23 protein-coding genes and 2 tRNA genes are annotated in these 22,023 nt (G+C 43.6%); 14 read left to right on the top strand and 11 right to left on the bottom strand.

Annotated elements, in window-relative coordinates:
- Positions 1–6 precede the first annotated feature (6 nt).
- Genes secF through QBE54_RS03170 form a run of 6 tightly spaced genes read left to right on the top strand, consistent with a single transcriptional unit; the run spans position 7 to position 6,407 of the window.
- On the top strand, positions 7–888 hold the full coding sequence (secF, locus tag QBE54_RS03145; protein WP_369018905.1) for a protein translocase subunit SecF: 882 nt from the start codon (positions 7–9) through the stop codon (positions 886–888).
- Positions 889–896: 8 nt separating this feature from the next.
- The gene (gene recJ, locus QBE54_RS03150; RefSeq protein WP_369018906.1) at positions 897–2,603 is read left to right on the top strand and encodes a single-stranded-DNA-specific exonuclease RecJ; all 1,707 of its coding nucleotides are present in this window, start codon (positions 897–899) and stop codon (positions 2,601–2,603) included.
- Positions 2,604–2,619: 16 nt separating this feature from the next.
- Positions 2,620–3,132, top strand: a complete 513-nt coding sequence (locus QBE54_RS03155) for an adenine phosphoribosyltransferase (protein WP_369018907.1) — start codon at positions 2,620–2,622, stop codon at positions 3,130–3,132.
- A 16-nt stretch (positions 3,133–3,148) separates the two neighbouring features.
- On the top strand, positions 3,149–5,305 hold the full coding sequence (locus QBE54_RS03160; RefSeq protein ID WP_369019381.1) for a bifunctional (p)ppGpp synthetase/guanosine-3',5'-bis(diphosphate) 3'-pyrophosphohydrolase: 2,157 nt from the start codon (positions 3,149–3,151) through the stop codon (positions 5,303–5,305).
- Positions 5,302–5,763, top strand: coding sequence for a D-aminoacyl-tRNA deacylase (dtd, locus tag QBE54_RS03165; protein WP_369018908.1), 462 nt, complete (start codon positions 5,302–5,304; stop codon positions 5,761–5,763). The genes QBE54_RS03160 and dtd overlap by 4 nt, the downstream gene beginning before the upstream one ends.
- On the top strand, positions 5,760–6,407 hold the full coding sequence (locus QBE54_RS03170) for an MBL fold metallo-hydrolase (RefSeq protein WP_369018909.1): 648 nt from the start codon (positions 5,760–5,762) through the stop codon (positions 6,405–6,407). Before dtd ends, QBE54_RS03170 begins: the two co-directional genes overlap by 4 nt.
- Positions 6,408–6,447: 40 nt before the next feature.
- Here the strand turns inward: QBE54_RS03170 and glmM are convergent, their stop codons facing one another.
- Positions 6,448–7,797 (bottom strand): phosphoglucosamine mutase, encoded by a 1,350-nt coding sequence (gene glmM / locus QBE54_RS03175; RefSeq protein WP_369018910.1) that lies wholly within the window; start codon positions 7,795–7,797, stop codon positions 6,448–6,450.
- A 119-nt stretch (positions 7,798–7,916) separates the two neighbouring features.
- Between glmM and QBE54_RS03180 the strand changes: the two genes are divergently transcribed.
- The gene (locus QBE54_RS03180; protein ID WP_369018911.1) at positions 7,917–8,606 is read left to right on the top strand and encodes a GAF domain-containing protein; all 690 of its coding nucleotides are present in this window, start codon (positions 7,917–7,919) and stop codon (positions 8,604–8,606) included.
- A gap of 26 nt (positions 8,607–8,632) precedes the next feature.
- Here the strand turns inward: QBE54_RS03180 and QBE54_RS03185 are convergent, their stop codons facing one another.
- The 3 genes from QBE54_RS03185 to QBE54_RS03195 are packed head-to-tail and all read right to left on the bottom strand — an operon-like array spanning position 8,633 to position 11,120.
- Positions 8,633–9,406 carry a metal ABC transporter permease gene (locus QBE54_RS03185; protein ID WP_369018912.1) on the bottom strand — a complete coding sequence of 258 codons (774 nt, stop codon included), beginning with the start codon at positions 9,404–9,406 and terminating at the stop codon, positions 8,633–8,635.
- Positions 9,407–9,436: 30 nt separating this feature from the next.
- A complete protein-coding gene (locus QBE54_RS03190; protein ID WP_369018913.1) occupies positions 9,437–10,249 on the bottom strand; it encodes a metal ABC transporter ATP-binding protein in 813 nt (270 codons plus the stop codon).
- Positions 10,224–11,120, bottom strand: a complete 897-nt coding sequence (locus QBE54_RS03195) for a metal ABC transporter substrate-binding protein (protein WP_369018914.1) — start codon at positions 11,118–11,120, stop codon at positions 10,224–10,226. The genes QBE54_RS03190 and QBE54_RS03195 overlap by 26 nt, the downstream gene beginning before the upstream one ends.
- A gap of 91 nt (positions 11,121–11,211) precedes the next feature.
- Here QBE54_RS03195 and QBE54_RS03200 point away from each other — a divergent pair, with 91 nt between their 5' ends.
- Together QBE54_RS03200 and QBE54_RS03205 are read left to right on the top strand one after the other, a co-directional pair.
- Positions 11,212–12,156, top strand: a complete 945-nt coding sequence (locus tag QBE54_RS03200; protein WP_369018915.1) for a phosphoglycerate dehydrogenase — start codon at positions 11,212–11,214, stop codon at positions 12,154–12,156.
- Complete coding sequence (locus QBE54_RS03205) at positions 12,157–12,699, top strand: thermonuclease family protein (protein WP_369018916.1); 543 nt, start codon at positions 12,157–12,159, stop codon at positions 12,697–12,699.
- On the opposite strand, the gene QBE54_RS03210 is transcribed toward QBE54_RS03205, so the two are convergent.
- The 5 genes from QBE54_RS03210 to QBE54_RS03230 all read right to left on the bottom strand — a co-directional run bounded on the left by QBE54_RS03210 (position 12,661) and on the right by QBE54_RS03230 (position 14,907).
- A complete protein-coding gene (locus QBE54_RS03210) occupies positions 12,661–13,305 on the bottom strand; it encodes a bifunctional 4-hydroxy-2-oxoglutarate aldolase/2-dehydro-3-deoxy-phosphogluconate aldolase (protein ID WP_369018917.1) in 645 nt (214 codons plus the stop codon). The genes QBE54_RS03205 and QBE54_RS03210 overlap by 39 nt on opposite strands.
- A gap of 20 nt (positions 13,306–13,325) precedes the next feature.
- Positions 13,326–13,586: a hypothetical protein gene (locus tag QBE54_RS03215; RefSeq protein ID WP_369018918.1), complete on the bottom strand. Its 261-nt coding sequence runs from the start codon at positions 13,584–13,586 to the stop codon at positions 13,326–13,328.
- Positions 13,587–13,747: 161 nt separating this feature from the next.
- Positions 13,748–13,836: transfer RNA gene (locus QBE54_RS03220), tRNA-Leu, on the bottom strand.
- A gap of 43 nt (positions 13,837–13,879) precedes the next feature.
- Complete coding sequence (locus tag QBE54_RS03225) at positions 13,880–14,380, bottom strand: hypothetical protein (protein WP_369018919.1); 501 nt, start codon at positions 14,378–14,380, stop codon at positions 13,880–13,882.
- Between the two features lie 20 nt (positions 14,381–14,400).
- A complete protein-coding gene (locus QBE54_RS03230) occupies positions 14,401–14,907 on the bottom strand; it encodes a TlpA family protein disulfide reductase (RefSeq protein WP_369018920.1) in 507 nt (168 codons plus the stop codon).
- Between the two features lie 176 nt (positions 14,908–15,083).
- Between QBE54_RS03230 and QBE54_RS03235 the strand changes: the two genes are divergently transcribed.
- Positions 15,084–15,305, top strand: a complete 222-nt coding sequence (locus QBE54_RS03235; protein WP_369018921.1) for a hypothetical protein — start codon at positions 15,084–15,086, stop codon at positions 15,303–15,305.
- Positions 15,306–15,311: 6 nt separating this feature from the next.
- Here QBE54_RS03235 and QBE54_RS03240 read toward each other — a convergent pair.
- Together QBE54_RS03240 and malQ are read right to left on the bottom strand one after the other, a co-directional pair.
- A tRNA-Thr gene (locus QBE54_RS03240) sits at positions 15,312–15,386 on the bottom strand.
- Positions 15,387–15,528: 142 nt separating this feature from the next.
- Positions 15,529–17,520 carry a 4-alpha-glucanotransferase gene (gene malQ, locus QBE54_RS03245; RefSeq protein ID WP_369018922.1) on the bottom strand — a complete coding sequence of 664 codons (1,992 nt, stop codon included), beginning with the start codon at positions 17,518–17,520 and terminating at the stop codon, positions 15,529–15,531.
- Positions 17,521–17,631: 111 nt separating this feature from the next.
- Between malQ and QBE54_RS03250 the strand changes: the two genes are divergently transcribed.
- From QBE54_RS03250 to QBE54_RS03265, 4 genes are all read left to right on the top strand, one after another.
- Positions 17,632–18,579, top strand: coding sequence for an AEC family transporter (locus tag QBE54_RS03250; RefSeq protein ID WP_369018923.1), 948 nt, complete (start codon positions 17,632–17,634; stop codon positions 18,577–18,579).
- 116 nt (positions 18,580–18,695) lie between these two features.
- Positions 18,696–19,067 carry an ArsR/SmtB family transcription factor gene (locus QBE54_RS03255; protein WP_369018924.1) on the top strand — a complete coding sequence of 124 codons (372 nt, stop codon included), beginning with the start codon at positions 18,696–18,698 and terminating at the stop codon, positions 19,065–19,067.
- 154 nt (positions 19,068–19,221) lie between these two features.
- Positions 19,222–20,964, top strand: a complete 1,743-nt coding sequence (locus tag QBE54_RS03260) for a heavy metal translocating P-type ATPase (RefSeq protein ID WP_369018925.1) — start codon at positions 19,222–19,224, stop codon at positions 20,962–20,964.
- A gap of 191 nt (positions 20,965–21,155) precedes the next feature.
- Positions 21,156–22,007, top strand: a complete 852-nt coding sequence (locus QBE54_RS03265; RefSeq protein WP_369018926.1) for an endonuclease/exonuclease/phosphatase family protein — start codon at positions 21,156–21,158, stop codon at positions 22,005–22,007.
- Positions 22,008–22,023 lie beyond the last annotated feature (16 nt).

A 22,023-nucleotide genomic window follows, 5' to 3' on the forward strand; every position in this document is an offset into this window, starting at 1 on the left:
TTAGGTATGAAGTTCTTAAAACTCCAAAGCATAGACTTTATTGGACACCGTAAAGTGGCTTACGGTATATCTATTTTTCTTATTGTTATCTCTGTTCTGAGCTTGGGAATTCAAAAACTGAATTACGGCGTCGACTTTGCCGGTGGTACTCTTTTGCAATACAGATTTTCACGTGAGGTCTCTATTGAGGAAATACGTGATGTGCTTGCAGAGCAGGGACTTGCCAAAAGTGTCATTCAGCGGTTTTCTCCCCAAGAGTTTGTGATTCGTACCGTGAAGCTTGGAGAAGAGGAAAAGAAAGCACTCGAAACTTCTCTTGGGGAGAAGTTGGGCGAAGTACAGCTGGTCAGAATAGAAGAAGTGGGTCCGGCTATAAGTTTAGACTTGCGCAGGGCAGGTTTTATAGCTTTTTTGGGCGCTATAGCCGGTATTCTGGTTTATGTTAGCTTGCGTTTCGAATTCCGCCCTGCTGTCACATCGGTTATTGCCTTGATTCACGACGGGATAGTGGTTTTAGGTTTGCTCTCTCTTTTCCAGCGTGAGTTTACGGCTCCAGTGTTGGCAGCAATTTTAACCGTTCTGGGTTATTCTATTAATGACTCCATAGTTTTGATGGACAGGGTGAGAGAAAACCTGAAGTTACGGAAGAAGGAAGAAAGTTTCACCGGGCTTGTTAACAGGAGTATTAACGAGATGCTCTCTCGTACTATTAATACCTCGCTCACGACTCTTTTGCCGGTTATTGCCCTGCTCTTTTTTGGGGGGAAAATGCTACAGGACTTTGCTTTTACGCTTTTTGCCGGCATTGTAGTTGGTACTTATTCCTCCATTTTTATTGCCAGTTCCTTGCTGGTTGACTGGGAAGCTCGCAGCCCCCGCAGGAGGTAATTAGCCTGATGGGCGACCGGAAGTGGCAGATCAGAAAGATTAACAAGAATTACCTTTATTCTCTTGCCAAAAGTCTTTCTATGCCCCTTCCTATAGCCCGAGTTCTTGTGAACCGTGGTTTATTTACCGTAAAGCAGATTCAAGAGTTCTTCGAACCAAGCGTTTCAGCACTTGATAATTTGCTGGAAATCCCTGGCCTTCGTAAAGCTTCGGTGTTACTGGACCAATCATTGCGCAGAAAAGAGAGAATCTTAGTTTTTGGTGATTACGACGCCGATGGTGTAACTGGCTGTGCAATTCTTACTCGTTTTCTGCGTAAATTTTCAGACCAGGTGTTTCCTTATCTCCCTAATCGTTTTAGTGAGGGATATGGTCTTTCTGAAAACGCAATCCGATCTATAATTGCCAGAGGTATCAAGCCAAACCTGGTAATTACTGTGGATTGTGGCATTAAGGATTTTCATGGAGTACGTCGTCTCAAAGAATTGGGAGCAAAAGTAGTTGTTACTGATCATCACGTTCCTGAAGTGGGTCGTGTTCCCGAAGCGGATGTAGTGGTAAGTACCTGGGATTGGGAATCGGGTGACCTCCTTTTCCCTCTTTCTGGGGCAGGAATTGCACTTGCTTTGATTCGCTCTTATGCTGACCTGGTCAATCTCGAGATGGATCCACTGGATGACCACGTTGGACTTGCTTGTATAGGCACAGTGGGTGATGTGGTGCCGCTTCTTGAAGAAAATAGGGTTATCGTTAGGTATGGTCTCGAAAGGATTAATAAAGAGCCTTGCTGTGGTTTACAGGCTTTGCTCGAGGTTTCCGGCGTTTTAGGAAGGCCTATTGGGTCTGAGGAGATAAGCTTTGTAATTGCTCCACGAATCAATGCAGCAGGAAGAATTGAGGACCCCTATCTGGCTCTTTCGTTATTCTTGAGTCGAGAGTATAAGGATGCGCTGAAGCGAGCCAATTATCTCAATTCTCTTAATTCCAAAAGACAGAGAGAAGAGGAAAAGGTTATTCGTGCTATCTTTGATAATCCTGAAAATCAGGAACGTTTCGAGGAAGAAATAGTGGTTCTGTCTGGCGAGGGATGGAATCCTGGTGTTTTAGGCATTGTAGCTTCCCGGGTGAGTGAGAAACTGAATAAGCCAGTTATCGTTCTTTCTTGTAATGGTGAAGACGCTATAGGTTCAGGGCGCAGCATAGCGGGTTTTAACCTGGTTGACGCATTGTCTGCTTGTTCTTCGCTTTTGGTTCGCTTTGGGGGGCATGAGATGGCTGCCGGATTAAGATTACCGGTGCAAAACATTGTTCGTTTCCGCGAATCCCTGAACGACCTTTTTAGCGGGGAAGTGGCAAAAATACGTAAGAATAGGGGGCTCATCGTTGACGCTATAGTTAACCTTAGGGACGTTGACGTTGAAATGTTGCAGTGGTTGCAAAAGATGAGGCCTTTTGGCGAGAAAAATCCCAACCCGCTTTTTGCTTCTTTGAATGTTTCGATTGTAAAGAGCTGGGTTTGGGGAAGAAGCAACCGGCATTTACGCCTTTTGGTTAAACAGGGCAGAGAAGCTCAGGAAGCAGTGGTCATTAACGGAGTAGAAAATTCTTCAGAGCTTGCTTCCAGTATCCTGGCTGATTTCGTTTTTGAAGTACAAAAAGACAATTTTGGACACTATCCTTACCTGAAAGTTCACGATTGGCGAATCAAAAAATGAGGAGGATGGGATCAAAGTGGATCTGGCAAGTTACATCAGAAATATTCCCGATTTTCCACGCAAGGGAGTGCAGTTTAAAGACATTACTACTTTATTGAAAAACAAAGAAGCTTTCCGCTACGCAATGGATTCTCTCGCTACTTTACTTGAACCAAAGCAAGCAGATATTGTGGTTGGAATTGAGGCAAGAGGTTTTATAATAGGAGCTCCTTTGGCTTATCTTTTAGGATGTGGTTTTGTGCCGGTCAGGAAGAAGGGTAAATTACCTGCGGAGACGGTTTCTAAAAGTTATCAGCTTGAATACGGTGTATCAGTGCTTGAGGTGCATAAAGATGCTATCGAACCCGGTCAAAAGGTTCTGATAGTAGATGATTTGCTAGCTACCGGTGGTACCACCAAGGCAGTTTGCGAACTGGTTGAAGAGCTGGGTGGGAATATAGTGGGTATAGGTTTTGTTATAGAGCTTGAATTTTTGAAAGGCAGGGAGAAACTTCAGCCGTATCAGATTTATTCTCTGGTGAAGCTTTGATGATGGGGTAGAAAGCATCGATATTCTTATTGAAAAGGTTAAAAGTTATAACCCTTCTGCTGATTGGGAATTAATCAATAAGGCTTATCAATTCGCTTTAAAGGCTCACGAGGGACAGAGTCGCTTGTCTGGTGAGCCTTTTATTGTCCATCCTCTTGCTGTAGCTCACATATGTGCTGACCTGAAAATGGATGATGCTACAATCTGTGCTGCTTTGCTTCACGACGTGCTTGAGGATTCTTCTGTTGCCAGAGAGGAACTCGTTTCTCTCTTTGGCGAGGAAGTGGTTCAACTTGTGGAAGGCATTACCAAGCTCAAACTCGATTTTAACCCGGCTTCTCGTGAGGAAGTGCAAATTGAAAATTATCGGCGCTTTTTCATTGCAGTTGCCAGAGATATTAGAGTAGTCATTCTTAAGCTTGCAGACCGTCTCCATAACATGAGGACTTTAAAGTATCAGTATCGTGATAAGAAAGAGGAAATTGCCCGTGAAACCCTGGAAATATACGCCCCCCTTGCGCATCGTCTGGGAATGGCTGCGATTCAGGTTGAACTGGAAAACCTGAGCCTCTTTTTTCTGGAACCCGAGACCTATTTAAACCTTCAGCGCAAAGTTGAGAGGATTAAGAAGGAAAGGGAGCAGCAAATTAAGGTAGCCGAAGAAATTCTTAGAGAGCGCTTGCGGGCTGCTGGCATTTCTGCTGAAATCCAGAGTCGCTTTAAGCACATATATAGCATTTATCGCAAAATAAGTCGCCAGAATGTTAGAGTTGAAGAATTGCACGATTTGGTAGCCATGAGGGTTATCACCAATGCCGTCTCTGAGTGTTACGCTGTTTTGGGGATAGTTCACGAACTCTGGAGCCCTGTGGAAGGGAGATTTAAAGATTACATTGCTGTACCCAAGTCTAATATGTATCAGTCGCTACATACCACAGTTATAGGGCCAGCAGGGAAGCCCATGGAGATTCAAATACGCACCTGGGATATGCATCGCACAGCTGAGTATGGTATAGCGGCACACTGGAAGTATAAAGAGGGCAAAAAGCTTGGCGAGAAAGATGTGTTTGATGAACGAATTAACTGGTTGCGTCAGATTTTGGAATGGCAGCAGGACCTGAAAAGCACTCGAGAGTTTATGGATGACTTGAAAATAAGTCTTTTTGATGATGAAGTTTATGTGTTCACGCCAAAAGGAGACCTGAAAAAACTCCCCCGCGGTTCTACTCCCATTGATTTTGCTTATCTCATCCACACTGAAGTCGGTAATAGCTGTATTGGAGCTAAAGTTAACAACAAAATTGTGCCCCTTGATTATCAACTGAGGAGCGGAGACATTGTAGAGATTTTAACTTCCCGTTCTTCCTCGGGTCCCAGTCCAGACTGGCTTTCGATGTGTAAAACTCCAGGTGCTCGTAACCGGATTCGCGCTTTTCTCCGCAAGAAGAATCGAGAAATTAATCTGGAGAAAGGCAAAAAGGCCTTTGACAAAGAGATGTCCAAATACACATTGAGCCCGGCTCAGGAAAGCCTGGTTAGCGCAAACCTGAAAAAGTTTTTGGAAGACAATAGCCTTAAAACCCTGGAAGACCTTTACATAGCCATTGGAGAAGGCAGATACAGTGCAAGGCGAGTAATTAACAGAATAATCCCCTATTCAATACGCAAGCATTTTCTGGACCGCAGAAAGAGTTCACCCGGTATATTTCGCAGAGGAGAGGAAGCGGTTATCATTCAGGGGGCTTCAGGTCTTGAGGTAAAGCTTGCTCGTTGTTGTGCGCCTCTTCCTGGAGATCCTATATGTGGTTTTGTAACCAGGGGCAAAGGCATAACCGTGCACCGTGGCAATTGCCCCAATTTGAGAAGAAATTCTTTCAGTAAGGATAGAGTGCTGGAGGCCGAATGGGACAGGTCCGTGGAGGCTTTGTTCCCGGTAGGTGTAGTTGTAGAAGCAGTAGATCGGCCCAAGCTTCTTGCTGATGTTTCTGGGGTGGTTTCGAACTGCCAGCTGGAAATTAAGGCAGTCAAAGCACATAGTTCGGGAGTAGAGGCCCGAATTCATTTTGTAGTGGAAGTTCACGACCGTGAGGAGTTGTTGCGTTTATTGGGAGCCTTGAAAGAAGTGAAAAGTGTCAAAGTAGTGCGCAGAGGAGGTGTGATAAGCGCTAAGTGAGAGCGGTTATTCAGCGTGTTAGCTGGTCACAGGTTGTTGTTGATGGAAAAGTGGTAGCTCAAATTGGCAGGGGCTTACTGGTTTTACTTGGTGTGGGCAAAGAGGATAATGAAAAAGATGTGGAGTTCATGTTGCGCAAGATACCCAACTTGCGTATCTTCGAAGACGAAGAAGGTAAGATGAACCGGAGCTTAATGGAGATTGGTGGAGAACTTCTTTTGATATCTCAGTTTACTCTTTATGGAAACTGCCGGAAAGGCTTGCGTCCCAGTTTTGAGAAAGCTGCCTCGCCTGAACAGGCTAACCAGCTTTACGAGTTATTGTTGAAAATGCTCCGTGAGCAAGGCGTGAAGGTTCAAAACGGTGTTTTTGGAGCTCATATGCAGGTTTCTCTTTGTAATGATGGGCCAGTTACCATTATTCTGGATAGTAAGGAAAGGAGAAAAGGCGAACAGTGAAGGTTTGGATGGAGCATTTTGTCCTTGGAGAGCTGATGACCAACAGTTTTTTGGTGGGAGTGGACGAAGAGGTTATATTGATTGATCCTGCTGTTCCAGCTCAGGAAATAGCTGATTTTATCAATAAAAGAGGATTGCATTTGCGGTTTATAGCCAACACCCATGGTCATATCGATCATATTGGGGGAAATGACTTTTTTAAACGGCTTTTTCCTGAGGCTAAGCTGGTGGTATCTGAACAAGACTTGGTTTATCTGGACAAGCCTGAGTTGAACCTTTCTTCCGAGTTGGGCAGGCCTTATCGCTCACCTTTCCCTGACCTGCTCTTCAACGAAGAGGTGTCGACTCTAAAATTGAAAGAGGAAGAAATCAAGGTTTACTTCACCCCTGGTCACACCCCAGGAAGTGTCTGTTTTTATTTTGCTGCCCGTAAATGGCTTTTTAGCGGTGATGCTTTGTTTGCCGGTTCTATAGGTCGTACTGATCTTCCTGGAGGGTCGATGCGAGACCTTTTGGAATCTCTGGAGAGGCTTTTCAGGGACTTTGACCCTGATACTGAGATTTTCCCCGGACATGGCCCTTTTTCAACGCTTGCCAAGGAAAGGGCAACCAATCCTTTCGTGCTTGAGTATTTAAACCTCTGAAAAAGAACAGGCACAGACCTGTGCCTGTTCTTTTTCAGAATTAGACATTCTGGATAATTTCCAGATATTGTTTGACCAGCTTTTCTGCCTTCTCTTTGTCTCTGGATTCGGCAAAAACCCTGATAAGTGGTTCAGTTCCCGAAGGTCTAATCAAAACCCAGCTTCCATCATCGAAAATTACCTTGAACCCATCGATGGTGATTCGGTTTTGTTCCCGCGAAGTTATTTCATCAATTTTGTTAAGGATTTTTTCTTTTTTCTCCGGGTCTACCTTGATTTTGGTTTTTACCTGGTAGTAAGGGGGAAGTTCCGCAAGCAACTCGCTGATTGTTTTTTGCTTGGTAGCCATGATGTGCAGTATCCAAGCACAGGCCATAGCACCGTCTCGTCCCCAAACAAAATCAGGGAATATCATTCCTCCGTTTTCTTCACAACCAAATATGCCATCTTTTTCTTGCAAAACTTTGGCCACTACCAGGTCTCCTACTGCCGTAATGATGCATTCGCGGTTGTTTTCTTTTGCAATTTCCTGAAGGAGGTGAGTGGTGGCTACTGTGGTCACAATGGGTCCTTTTTTCTCGCTTCTTGCCAGTTCTCGAGCTACCACGCTCACACTGAGGTCTCCTGGAATGAATTCTCCGTTCTCCTTGATGACTATAAGCCGATCACCGTCACCATCTTGGGCGAATCCAATGTCAAAACTGCCGTTTTTCATGAGGATGGTGAGGTCTCCTAAGTTTTCAGGTGTTGGTTCGGGGTTTCTACCCGGGAAATTGCCGTCTGGATGGGCATTGAGGCTCACCACCCTGCATCCCAGTTCACTTAAAAGGTACGGGGTAATTAAGCTTGGTGCTCCATTGGCGCAATCAATGAGGACCCGGAAGCGGCTTTCCTTAATTGCTGAAGCGTTTACCCTGTTTATGATAGCTTTTATGTAATCCTGAGTAATATCCCTTTTTGTGGTGTTTTGAGGTATCGCTTGCCAGCCTACCCTTTTAAAACTTTTGGCAAAGAAAATGTCTTCTACTTTCTCTTCTTTTTCTCTGTCCAACCCCTTGCCACTTTTTTCCATGAATTTTATGCCATTCCATTCCGGTGGATTGTGACTTGCAGTAACCATCGCTCCCCAAAAGTTCCACTGCCTGCAAGCCCACTGCAGGGCCGGAGTTGCTGTGGTGTTCAGTTCGATAACCGGACAACCCACCGAGAGGAAACCAGCCTTCAGGGCGCTGTATAACATCTCACCATGCTTTCTCGGGTCTTTGCCTATTACTACTGGTTCTCCACCAATGAATGTCCCGAAACTCATAGCAAGTTCTGTGGCCATCTCAGGAGTAAGCACTTCATTGGCGACTCTTCTTATTCCAAAAGTTCCAAAAAGCTTGCCCATTTCTGACCCCCCTTTTGCTGGTCTTGTTTAGAATGGAATTGTGCGATATACTTTCTGCTTGAATATCCATAATCTATTTTAACACGTTGGCTAAAACATAAACGGAGGGCAGTAAAAAAGTGAGAGAAAAGCTGGAAGCCATAACTCGTATTAGTGAATTGATCACTTCCAACATGTATTTTGAGGATGTTTTGAAATTGATTGTTACCATTACTGCCCAGGTCATGCAGTCTAACATCTGTTCTTTGATGTTGCTTGATGAAGAGAAAAAGGTTCTCGAGGTCAAAGCTACTCAATCGATATCTGAGGCTTATAATAGCAAGCCTCCACTGAGGCTCGGCGAAGGCATTGCGGGGAGAGTAGCTCTTGAGGGGAAGCCCATCATTGTGAAGGACGTAAAGAAAGACCCTCGTTATGTTAATAAGGATATAGCAGTTAAGGAAGGTCTTTCCTCGCTAATCAGTTTACCACTCCAGGTGAAAGGGAAGATTGTCGGCGTTTTAAATCTCTATACTTCAACTCCTCGGGACTTCAGCGAAGAAGAGGTTCGGGTTCTTACTGCTATTGCCAATCAGGCAGCGGTTGTGGTCGAGAACTACCGCTTACTTGTGGAAAGTGAGCTCATTAGAGAGGAGCTTGAAAAAAGAAAGAAAATTGAAAGAGCCAAGGGTATATTGATGAAGGAATTTGGCATAGATGAAGACGAAGCATACCGTAGAATTCAGCGCTATAGCATGGACAAACAAAAACCCATGAAAGAGGTTGCTGAAGCCATAATAACAACTTGGGAACTGAGGCAAAAACATTAAGCCTCCGTGTACGCTTTCTGTTCATGCTATTGGTTGAACCTCATTAAACGTATCAGGAGGAACAGGCATCCTGCGAACAAAACTATTGTTGAGCCTGGAGGGCTGTTGAGGTAGTAAGAAATAGAAAGACCAGCCAGAGATGTACCAGCTCCTATTATTGTTGAAAGGGTTAGGGCTCTTTTGAGAGTTTTGCTTACCTGGAGTGCCGTTGCTCCCGGTATAACCAGCAATGCTGATACCAGTATGATTCCCGCGATTCTTATGGATATAGCTATGCATAGGGAGATTAACGCTACAAGAAAATATTTATAACCCACGGCTGGTATACCTATCACTGTAGCCATTTCAAAGTCAAGGATGGAAGCGGTTATTTCTTTAAGGTAGAAAAGGACTGTAAAAATAGAAAAAATTGCGACTATTGTTGAAAATATTAAGTCTTGCCTGGTTACGGCAAGGATGTTGCCAAAAAGATAACCGAAAAGGTCTGTGTTACTGACCTTAAAAAAAGAAACTACAAATATACCAAGCGCCATACTGGAAGAAAACATAATTCCTACTGCCGTATCTTCTCTTATTTTTTGAGATTGAGCAAGGATGGCTATACCCAGGCCTGCAATTACACAGAAGAAATAAGTGAAGGCTATTGGGTTTACGCCCAGCAGGTAACCAATTGCTATTCCAGCAAATGCTGCGTGGGCAATACCTGTGCCCAGGAAGGCCAGATTCTGCAGAACTACAAAAACGCCAAGAAAAGCGCTTAGACTTCCCACGATAATTCCAGCCAGCAGCGCTTTTTGCATAAAGGAAAACTGTAGAAATTCCATAATATTTTAATCTTCCTTTTTTCTTGGAAAGCAGGGTTCTGATTCTGCCTGTACCACTATGTGCGGTATGGGACCGTGGTGGAAGAAAGCCGCTTCTTTTCCGTACATAGCGGTTAAAACTTCTTCTCGCAACACTTCTTCGGGACGGCCGTGTTTTACTACTTTTCTATTAACGCATGCAATGTTGTCAGAGTACTGGGCTACTACCCCTACATCGTGGGATACGGTAATGATGGTAAGATTTTGCTGATGGAGTCTCTTCAGGAGTTCGTAAATCCCTTCCATGCTTTCTGGGTCAATGGCAGTCATTGGTTCGTCGAGGACCAGAACTTCCGGTTCACCCGCCAGAGCTCTGGCGATAAGCATTTTTTGTCTCTGGCCCCCGGATAGTTCGCCAATCTGGCGATGCTTTATTTCAGCAATTCCCACTTCCTCGAGCACTTTTGCGACTATTTGCCAATCTTTTTTTTGGGGACGCATAGTTCCTCTCAGTATGCCGTATCTTCCCGTCATCACGAATTCTTCGACATTGATGGGGAAAGAAGCATCTATGGTGGCAGTTTGGGGAACGTAGCCTATCCGGTTTTTGATTTTGTCCCACATAGCGACAGGTTTACCAAAGAGATATATGTTACCTTTTTGGGGCTTGAGTAGTCCCAACATCAGCTTGAGGAGGGTGGTTTTCCCCGCTCCATTTGGCCCAATAATGGCCAGAAATTCCCCCTTTTGTACTTTAAGAGACACGTCTTCCAGTATGAGATGCTTCTGGTAGGCAAAAAAAACGTGTTCAAGTTCAATTACTGTTATCTGGTTGTTCATGTTCACTCAAAGCCTGATAGATGGGTTCCAAGTTTCTCTCAAGTAGTTCCCAGCAAGAAGTATCCGGTGAGCCCAGCACATCAAGATATAGCACCTTTCCTCCTATTTCTCGGGCTATCATTTCAGCGAGCTGGGGATTATGGAGCCTATCCGCAAGCACCAGCTTAGTGCCTTTTTCTCGAGCTTTTTGGATCAAGTCCTTTATTGCGCGAGGAGAGGGTATCTGATGAGGACCTTCTTCAAGTACGCCTATTTCCTGGAGGTCGTAATCTCTGGCTAAGTAGGACCAGGAAGGGTGCGAAGCAATGAAAGAACGGTTTTTGAGACTCCGAAATTTTTGGGAAAATCGGTGGTGTAATTCCTGAATTTTGGTTATCAGAGACTGCGCATTTTTGAAATAATATTCCCGGTTGGAAGGATCGATTTGCGAGAGGTATTCTGCTATGGTATGGGTTATAGTGATTATGTTATTCGCTGAAAGCCAGATATGGGGATTGGGTTCTTTACTGGCATAATAGATGGGTTCTATTCCTTTGTTGACTTCCACAATGTCTACTTTTTCACTAAGATGGATTAAAAGCTGTTTGATAAAGTTCTCAAAATTCCATCCGACTGCAAACAAAAGCTTTGCTTTTTCCAGACGGACCATATCTTTGGGTTTAAGTTCAAAGGTGTGTGGTTCACTTCCTGGAGGGATTATGCAAATTACCTCTGCTTCGTTGCCAGCTATTTCCTTGATTAAGCTAGCCAGGGGTGCTATAGATGTTGCTACAGATAGCGTGTTTTCCTTGGGTAAGGCAGGATGAGGGAAGCAGAGAATCATTGCCCAGATTAAGCTTGTAAACAACATCCATGAAAAGTGTTTTTTCATTTGTCTTTCTTGCCGATAAGCTCCTTTTTTTTTATTATACCAGGGGTGTCGAACGAAGTGTCGCGAATCGAGAGAGGGTGGTGAAAAGTCAATGGAACAAGTGGTAATTTTGGCTCGCTCTTTTGCCAAGGCTTCCAAAGAACCGTGGGAGATTCTTGAGAAGGCTGGCTTGGCAGTTGAGAAGAAACATAATCCAGAACCAGAAAACGAAGAGCTGGTGGCTGAACTGATAGGAAATGCTTCGGCTGTACTGGTGGGTGTAGACAGAGTAGGAGAGGTGGTTTTTTCCCGTTGCCCTAACCTTAAAGTAGTTTCAAAGCACGGGGTTGGCGTGGATAATATCGATCTTGAAGCCGCCAGAAAGCATGGCGTGGTGGTCACCAATACGCCGGGAGCTAATTCTGAATCGGTTGCTGATATGACTTTTGCTCTAATTCTGGCATTTTTCAGGCATTTGCCGTTGCTTATAGAGCGGGTGAAGAACAAAGAATGGGGTAGCCCGGTACTTGGAGAGGAACTTGCTGAGAAAACCATCGGCATAGTTGGTATGGGTAGGATTGGAAGAGGGGTAGCGAAGAGGGCTCTTGGTTTTGGAATGAAAGTGATTTTTTACGATCCTCTGGTAGAGGATGGGGGAGAAGGCTGTTCTAAAGTAACGCTGGAAGAGCTTTTTGAAAAGGCCGATGTCATTAGTTTGCACGCTCCTCTCACGGATGAGACCAGGGGGATGATTAATTCAGAGTTGCTCTCCCGCATGAAAAAAAGCGCCGTTTTTGTTAATACAGCTCGGGGAGAATTGGTTGATGAAAAAGCCCTTTACAACATTCTTAAGGAGGGAAAGATAAAGGGGGCGGCGCTGGATGTTTTATCAACAGAACCTCCTTTTGCAAGTCCACTTTTTGGTCTGCCCAACGTCATTGTAACCCCTCATGTAGCTGCTCATACCAGAGAAGCAAATATAAAGATGGGTACTATTGCTGCTTTAAATATTGTGAAAGTGCTTGCTGGGGAAGAACCCCTTTTCAGGGTGGTTTAGGTGCGTGAAAAAGATATTCGCAATTTTGGCTATTTGCTCATTTTCTTAATGATAATTGTTTTTTATGGCTTGTCGCAGCGCAGTGGGGAGTATGTGGTAGAGGAAGTCATTGATGGAGATACTATAAAGCTCAAAAGTGGAGAGCGAGTCCGCTATATAGGCATTGATACCCCAGAACTAAGCGGCGAGAATGGGAGGCCCGAGTTTTACGCCTGGGAGGCAAAGGAAGCGAATCGCAAGCTTGTTGAAGGTAAGAGGGTAAGGCTTGAATTCGATGTTGAGAGGCGAGATCGATACGGAAGGCTCCTGGCTTACGTTTATGTGGACGGCTTGATGGTGAACGAATGGCTTGTTGCCAACGGTTATGCCAGGGTATATACGTTTCCGCCTAATGTAAGGTATGAGGACAACTTTAAAAAGCTCGAACTTGAAGCTCAAAGGCTTGGTTTGGGCATCTGGCGTGATTTAACCAGAAAGCGCTCTGCAGTGCAGAGCGCTTTCTGGTTAAATGCTGGTTACTGCCTGGTAAAAGCTTTGGGCTAAATTTTTCAATTCTTCCCAGTTTTTTTCTACAATCAGCTGTTTTTTTACCAGTGCTCCACCAACTCCGACACAACTTGCACCGGCTTTTATAAAGGCTTGTATGTTTTCCAAATTCACACCCCCGGTAGGACAGAGCTTTATTTGGGGAAAGGGACCTTTTAGTTCGCGAATATAACCCGGGCCAACTCCTGAGGCAGGAAACACCTTTACCACCTCAGCTCCATTCTCCCAAGCAGTGAGGATTTCGGTTGGTGTGAAAGCTCCGGGGATAATTGGTACATCGTAACGATGGGCTACTTCGATGACTCGTAAGTTTAATGAGGGAGTAACAATAAACTGTGCTCCAGATAAAATACAGGCTCGAGCTGTTTCCGGGTCTAACACTGTACCTGCGCCGAACAGGACATTTTCCACCTTATTTCGCACTTCCTCAAGAAGTTTTAGCGCTCCGGGGGTGGTCATGGTTACCTCTATGCAATGAATTCCTCCTTCTCTCAAGGCTTTTACTGCCTCAATTAAAGATTGAGCCTGATCAGTGCGTATGATGGCTATGATTTTTTTTTCTTCAAGGAATTGAGCGACTTGCAAGCGGTCTTTAAAAGACATTCGAACAACCTCCTTTGGTTTTAATTTCGTTCTTTGTCCCAGAGCAAACGAAGGTCGTTTGCAAAAAGTTTCCTGTTCATTGCCAGGTGCACAAAAGCAATTATCAGCAAAAGAATGCCTACCACGGGATGGCTCTGGTTTAACCAGTTGTAAAGAGTGGCGCTCGATAGGATGCCCTGAACAATAAGCCAGAGAAGTATCCCGGTGAGGCCTTGAAAGACTATCCCGCAGAGCGTTATCAAAGCCACAACTCCCCGCCATTTCAGAAACGCTTTGCCCATCTTTTTTCCTCCTTTAGTCTCTGTTAAAAGATTAGCATACAAAGGTTTCTCTGGGAAGAAAATCCTGGACCAGAAGTGTTGAGAAACTTTTTGTACAGAGAATTTAAGGAAGTAAAGAGTTTAGAAGCGGATCAGATGAGTTGAAAAGTACTTAAAACAACTGGTGCCGGAGGCCGGAATCGAACCGGCACGGAGCTTGCGCTCCAACGGATTTTAAGTCCGTTGCGTCTGCCTGTTCCGCCACTCCGGCATTTTTCGAAAATTATACCACGATTTACCAAGCAGTGGTACTTTTAGCTGCAACAATTCGTGCTACAACAGGAAGCTTGTATTTGCCGGGGGTTTGCATCAAGTTCTTCAAGGACTATTTTCCGAATATCATCTACACAGCAGCGACCCTTAGGATTTTTGATTTCACACTGACATTCTCCAGTGATGCCTAATATGTTTAATAGTTCGCTAAAACTACGTGTTTTTTCCCAATTGGCCAGGATGTCCTTTTTCGTTACCCCGTGGCAATAGCAGACTGGTATGGGGTCTTCTTTGACCTTGAAGCCCACTCTCACCTGAGCGTCTTCAACCAGGTATGTTTGCCCACTGGAGGAATAATAGAGCACTGAGCAGTCAGGATTTTCGCAAACCCAAAAATCGTTTTCTTCAAGCTGTTTGCGTTTTTCTGGTTTTAATATACTTTGCACGGTTATCTTCTTAACGGTTTGGCCCTTTTGACCACAGGATGGACAGGGTTTGTATTGGCTTCTTTCGGTTTGATTTGAGCAACAACCCTGATTCATACCAAAACCTCCTTTTCGCTTTAAAGCGCTTTTTGGATGGCTTCTTCAAAAGCATCTTTTTCAAGCTTGCTTTCGTGCTCAAAAATTATTTTGCCATTACTGTCGAAAATAACGATTCTCGGTAACCAATGCACCTTAAAACGCTTACTTACCAGCAGGGAAGTATCAATTACCACCGGAAAAGGAATTTCATGTTCTTTAACAAAGTGACGTATTTCGTTTTCGTATTTTATCCCCACCGCTATGAAGTTCACCTTATCGTGGTATTGCTGGTAGAGTTCCTTCAAAATAGGGACTTCTTCCACGCATTCTCCACAACGAGGAGAAAAGAAAATAACCACTATGGGTTTCCCAGCGAAGTTTTCCAAGAATACAAGTTTTCCTGAAGTATCAGGCAAAGCAAAACTTTTTTCGAGGCTGGTGTTTGAGAAGAGGAGAGAAAAGCCTATAACCAGGCCTGCGATTACCAGAATTGCTGCGAACCAGTTACGTTCAAACCCACTTGCAGAAACCGATTGTTTTTCCATTGTTGTTCACCTCTTTTTAATTTTAACTGTATCACGTTTCTTAGTTTCTACTTTTATTTTGGAGCAACTGGAACTTCTTAATTTTCAAGAAGTATACTATTTTAGATATTTTTCGTAAACTGGTTAGGTTCCTTTTGGCTAATTCTATTTTTGTCCTTGAAAGGGGAAGGGTAAAAGTGGACCAGAAAGATTTACTTGTTTTGAAAATGCTTTGGGAAGAAGCAGGTCGTGCTACTGATGTTTCCGTATATCCTGAAGACGTAGGAGAAAAACTCGGGCTTAGTCAAGAACAGGCGAGAAAAATAGTTCACTCTTTGGTCGAGAAGGGCTTTTTGAAATATTCGACTTTTGGCAGGGTATTAGTTACTGACCAGGGGCTGAAGGAGATAACCAGATAAAAATTCTGGAGCCGGCGATCCGACTCGAACGGACAACCTGCGGATTACGATTCCGCTGCTCTACCATTGAGCTACACCGGCTCCCTGAGAAATTGTAGCAAAGCAAATTGGGAGGCGTCAAGGAACCTACCCTGCTTTTCCTTTAATCCCTCTTTTCTCCCAAAAACAAAAAATTCATCGTCACTGAGCTAAAAATTGAATGTCTGCTTTTTATTGAAATTGTTTATAGCTTTTGGTTATTAGGTTCATTCCAGTAAAAGGCTATTTGGGCAATTTTCTTTTGCAGCTTTTCCCACTGGATTTGGTGCTTTTTTCTCCAGTTAGGATATTGTTTTATGGTAGTTCCAGGAAGGTTGGGTTGAAACACTTTTTCCAGGAGGTCTTCAAGGCTCAGCGCTTTCACCACAGAAGGGGTATGCATTGCAAACACAACAAGCGCCTGGAAAATTTCTTTAAAATCTTTTTCTGAAGTGCTTTCAAGCAGAAACCCTTCGTTCTTGAGCATTTTTAACATTTTAGCGATGAAGTTTTTACGTTCCAAGAAGCTCCTTGCAAAAGCTTCCTCTCCAAGTATTTTTAACTTACGGCGCAGTTTTAAATCGCAGCCCTTAATGAATCCTCGCAGAGGAGGCATGTCGTGGGTGTTAAGCAGGAAAATGCTTTTTACAGGATATTGCCTGGGTGCAAGAGGAAATCCTTGGTCATCGGTTTCAAAATAGAAGACCCGTGTCGATAAGATATCATGTTGCTGTAGAAGCTCTCTGAATCCTGGAGGAATAGTTCCCAGATCTTCCCCAATAATCACGGTGCTGGCACGTTTGCTTTCCAGAGTCAAAATACTCAGTAACTCTTGCGTGGGATATTTTACATAAAGACCTTCACTGGCTTCTGCACCTTTGGGTATCCAGAAAAGTCTTTTCAGGGAAAGTATGTGGTCAAAACGTAGAAATTTTGCATATTGCATATTGAATTTCAAAAGAGATATAAAATGCTGATAATGGTTTTCGCGCATTTTGTGGGGATTGAAAGGATGAAATCCCCAGTTCTGACCCTGAGGAGAAAAAGGATCGGGTGGCGCTCCTACTGAGAATTCTGAAACCATGGATTCCTGTTCAACCCATTCTTCCGCCCCCTGAGGAGCAAATCCGAGGGGTAGGTCAAAGGCGAGCACTTTGTTCTGCAAAGTTAACTTTTCAAGATGCTGGTTCCATAGCCACTGCAGGAATACGTGAAACATATACTCTTCTTCGTTTGTTGCCCGAAAGTGCTCGAGGAGCTTCAGAGTTGGTTTTTGCATTTCTCTTGGCCAGTTGCGCCAGTTATTTCCTTTTTTTGCAGCAATGGATTGGTATAGAATGCTTAAGGCAAATCTTTCCCCTCGCAGTTTTATAAATTTTTCCATATCTTCTTTAAAAAGGGGTGAGGAAAACAATTTTTTGAAGTTTGCTCTGAAAACTTTTTCTTTCGCTTTCCAGATCTTTTGATAATCGACCAAAGGAGCGTTTCGAAATACCTCGAAATCTTGATTTGGATAGGTTTCTTGGGGCTGACTTAAAGGGAGATAAACAGGGTCAAAAGCAAAGCGATCCAAGGGAAAGTAAGGGCTGGTTTGAAGAGGGTTTTCTTTGTCCATCAAGTGTAGAGGCAAAAGCCCCAAATATGAAGCGCCGAACTTAATAACAGCTTCTTGAAGCCTTGCAAGGTCGGCAAGGTCTCCAATACCCTGATTATTAGGGCTCTGCACACTATAAAGACCAAGGTGTAGTCCCCAGTGCTTTTGTCGCGGGAGAAATGCTTTCATAGGGCTGTGAATGACCAGGATCTTTTTACTTCGAGGACTGTTTTTACAAAACAGATTAAGAAAATAGTATCCGAAAGGAAGGTCAGGTGGGAACTCGAGGAACTTATTCCTGCAGGTGAGCGGAATTACTTTTTCATCATCGCTGGTGAGTATTATTTCTTCAGAATCCTGGCAAGGCAGCTCCACTTTGCCTTCTTTGACCAGCAACACCGATGCTTCTCTTGTAGAGGTTTGATTCAGAACGTTTTCTACTTCTTCGATGTCTTTCTCAGAGCCGATTTCAAAGCCCATGGCTTTTGTAAAGAGCAAAAAGGTTTCCAAGGGTGGTTCTACGCGTTTTCCAAAAGAATCCAGATAGTCAGTTTCTACGCCAAGACGTTTTGCTAAAGCAATTACTTTTTCTCTAAAATTCATTTTTTGCCTCCAGCGCTTTGTATTACGTTTATATCCATTTTAGTTGAATGGTACAATTCTGAAATATATGGCAGAGTTGCTGAAGGAGATTTCTGAGTCGAGGGTTGTATTATGATGATTTTTATCGATGCTATTCAGGGGATTTTGGTCATTGTAGTTTTAGTTTTGTTGGGTTATTGGCTTGCCTACTTGAAGTGGTTTGGAGAAAGAGAGTTTAATCTTTTTAGTAAATTAGTCATAAACATTGCCCTTCCTTGCTATATGGTTTACAATTTCGCATCTGACTTTGAATTGAAAGGGCTTTTGACTGCAAAACAGGGTGTTTTAGTACCCTTTATAAGTATTCTATTTGCTTATTTTTTGGCCTTTGGGTTAGGTAAAATTGCGCGTGTTCCTGAGAAACGAGCTGGCTTGTTTCGAGTGACCTTTGCGATGTCCAACACCATTTTTGTGGGGCTTCCCCTGACTCAGGTTCTCCTTGGGGAGGAAGCCTTGCCGTATGTTCTTCTTTATTATTTTGGGAATACTACTTTGTTCTGGACGCTGGGTGTATGGGGTATTATTTCGGATGCTACTACAGAAAGACTTCCTTTCTGGAACATAGATCTCCTAAAGCGGGTTTTAAATCCTCCTCTCATTGCCTTTTTTATCGGTGTTGGAGCAATGTTTTTTGAACTAAAGCTTCCCGAATTCGCTCTAAAAAGCCTCAAAATGGTTGGCGGCTTGACCACCCCCCTTGCCCTTTTCTGTGTAGGGATGAATATCCGTTTTATGGGTTTTAGAAGGATTATTTTTGATTCAAACTCTGCACTGGCACTTCTGGGGCGTTTTCTGTTTACTCCACTCATTACCTGGTTGGTTTCGATTGTTCTTGGGATTCCCGAGCTAATGAAAGATGTTTTTGTGGTTGTTGCTGCGATGCCAGTCATGATGCAGTCTTCAGTTGTAGCCAGGTTTTACGAAGCCGACTTTGAATATGCAACCAGCATGGTGGCATATTCCACTTTGCTGAGTATAATTATCGCTCCCTTGATGCGTATCATCATTGCCTATTGGTGAATGGTCACCGGGTGCGGATATTATATTAATTGAAAGCGATTTTCCTCTTGATTTTAGAGAGAGGAGAGCAGTATAATTATTGTTGAACTATTGTTCAATTGTTGGAGTGATTATTAATGAAAAGCAATGATTGTTCAACGGAAAAAGTTTCCACTGAGGGGGAAATCGAAGAAATTAGATCTCGACTGCCGGACGAAAGAAAGCTCCAGGATCTGGCTGCGTTTTACGCGGCTTTTTCAGACCCAACTCGTTTAAAGATAGTTCTCGCCCTTATGGAAAGAGAGCTGTGTAATTTTGATATTGCAAAAATAATAGGTGCCACTCCGTCGGCGGTATCACATCAGTTGAGGCTTTTGCGTAGTATGCGTTTGGTAAGATTTCGTAGAAAGGGGCGCAAGGTTTTTTATGCCCTTGATGACCAGCATGTGTATTCTATTCTCGAGCTTGCCATTCTTCATTTTAAAGAGGAGAAGACTGGAAATGGGTGAAAAATGTTGCACTCCAAAAAGCGAGGGAAGGAGTTTTTGGGTGTTTTTCTTTTCTGACAAACGAGATTTTTTACGCTTGTTTATCTCGGGAATTTTTTTGTTGTCTGGTTTGCTCTGGAGGGGAAATCCATTTCTTTTAGGAAAGTTGTTTCTTTTGGGTGCTTATTTTATTGCGGGATATCCAGTGCTTTACAAGGCAGTTAGGGGGTTATGGAGGAGGCAATGGTTTGACGAAAACTTTCTGATGAGTATAGCTACTCTGGGGGCTCTTTATATAGGGGCTTTGACGGAAGCCGTGGGCGTTATGCTGTTTTACTCGATTGGTGAATACCTTCAGGATCTTTCAGTAGACCGTGCTCGCAGCACGGTGAGGTCTCTTCTGGAAGCTCAACCCAGATTTGCCAACGTTTTGAAAGATGGAATTTTGCGAGTGGTTCCCCCTCAGGAGGTGGAGGTTGGTGACCTCCTCTTGGTTAGAGCGGGTGAAGCAATTCCTGTGGATGGAATTGTTCTTGAGGGGGAATCTTTAGTTGATGCTTCTCCGCTCACCGGAGAGCCAAAACCGGTTATGGTGCGTCCGGGTGTAAAAGTGCTGGCTGGTTTCCTGAACAGAGAAGGAGTGCTGAAAATACAGGCTACAGAAAAGTATAAAGATACCTCAATCTCGCGCATTATGGAACTTGTTGAAAGGGCTTCAGAGCGCAAAGCAAGAGTTGAACGTTTCATTACTGCTTTTGCCAGAATCTATACTCCTTCTGTGGTATTGCTGGCAGTTTTTCTGGCTGTATTTCCGCCGCTTGCTGGGTGGGGGAGTTTTTCCCTCTGGTTTTATAAGGCACTGATACTTTTAGTTATTTCCTGTCCCTGTGCGTTAGTTTTAAGTATTCCGCTCAGTTATTTTATTGGTATTGGTTTTGCCGCCAAAAGAGGGTTGCTTTTTAAGGGTTCTCAGAGCTTGGATGCTCTGGCTGGAATAAAAAACGTAGTTTTTGATAAAACGGGAACGCTCACCGAGGGATCTTTTAGGGTAAGAGAGATTAAAGAGGAGCCCCCTTTTGATAGAGAGGAATTGCTTGAATATGTGATCCATCTAGAGTCTTTTTCAAATCATCCCATTGCACGTTCAATTGTAGAAGCGTATAAGCCTGAAGCTAAATATTCGGTCGTCCAGGTTCAGGAAATACCAGGAATGGGTATTCGGGGGGTAGTTGGAAAGCGAGCAGTACATGTAGGGAATGATGATTTACTGCATAAAATGGGTATAAGGCACCGCAATGAGGTTTGTAAACTTCCTGGAGTAGTACATGTAGCGGTTGATGAGAAATACGCAGGCTACATCGAGTTAGGCGATGCGTTGAAGCACCAGGCTATAGACACTGTTAAGGAGCTTAATAAAATGGGTATTCAAATCTATCTTTTGACTGGAGACTCTGCGGAAGAAGCTGCAAAAATTGCCGGCGAGTTGGGCATTAAGCACTTTTATGCTGGTTTGTTGCCTGAAGATAAGTTTAGGATTTTGCGTGAGGAAGTGATGGCAAAGGGTTTGACGGCTTTTATTGGAGATGGCATAAACGATGCTCCGGCAATAGCACAGGCTGATGTGGGTATAGCGATTGGTAATTCAAGCAGTCATGCAGCCATAGAAACAGCGGACGTAGTGATTGTTGATGGTAACCCCTGGCGAGTGTATGAGGCCATAAAGATTGCGAAATTGGTAAGGCGGGTAACGCTTGAGAATATTGTGCTTGTTTTGGGAATCAAAGCTATTTTTATGGTATTAGGTATCGCTGGTGGTACAAGCATCTGGGAAGCCGTTTTTGCTGATGTGGGAGTGGCTCTTCTTTCGGTTCTGAATACGCTGAAAATCTGGAGTTTGAGAAAGAAGCTTTCCACTTGATGCTTTACCCCTAAGGGTGCTTTTTGTCTTGGTAGAAAATATTTGCGAACTGCTTTAAAATTCTGATAAAAGGTTTGTTATTTTATTGCGGTGTGATGAGTGGGAAGATTATAATTCATTCGTTTATTTGCATATTTTTACTTTTGTTTATTGTGGGTTCTGTCCCTTCGCTTTTTGCTGATGTTCGTATAATGAACTACAATCTTAAGAATTTCTGGTTGTCCTTTGATGGTGAACCGGAAATATATTTTGAAGAAGGCGCTTCCCTTTCTTTTAAAGATTTAACAAGAATTGCCGATGCGTCCTTTGTGATAAACAGATTTAATCCAGATGTGGTGGGTATTTTAGAAAGTGCAGGACTTGCTGAACTTATTTTTTTAAACGAAAGATTCCTGGGAAATCGTTACCGGTGTTTCAGTTTTCGAGCTACGGATTCAAGAACTGCAGGTATACCCCTGGGTTTTCTGGTCAGGAAAGATTGGAAAGTGGAGTCCATGGAGCTTTTGGAGCCTCGTACTTTCAGCAGTAGGGGTGTTCTAAAAGCCAGAATATCGCGGGGAGATGACGAAATTACCTTTTTCCTGGTTCATTTTAAGTCTCAAGTTGAGGATAATGCCGGCGATTCTGCTCGGAAAAGGGACGCGCAGGGAAGAAGACTTCTTGAGCTTGTTCGAGAGGAACTTTCCCAAAATCCCGATGCTGAATTGGTGATTTTTGGTGATTTTAACGATGTTCCTGGTTTAAGCAAACAGGAAAAAGCAGCTGGTGTCCCAGACCTTATAGAGTTGCTTCAGCGTGATTTTGAAGTGAACGGAACTAAGACCAGGCTGTACAATGTTACTCTTTTGCATCCGGATAGGGACACCAGTGGTAAGCTCTGGAGTGAAAAGAGCACAGATTATCCTCCAGCTCTTCTGGATTATTTTTTGCTTAGCCAGAAAACGTATTCCAGGTTTAAAAGAGTTGACCATATTTATCCTGAGGAATTCTCCTATGTGCTTGAGGCTTCCGATCATTTGCCTTGTATACTTGATCTTAAATAGAGATAGCAAAGCTGCT

The organism is Thermatribacter velox (assembly GCF_038396615.1).
GTDB classification, from domain to species: Bacteria; Atribacterota; Atribacteria; order Atribacterales; family Thermatribacteraceae; genus Thermatribacter; species Thermatribacter velox.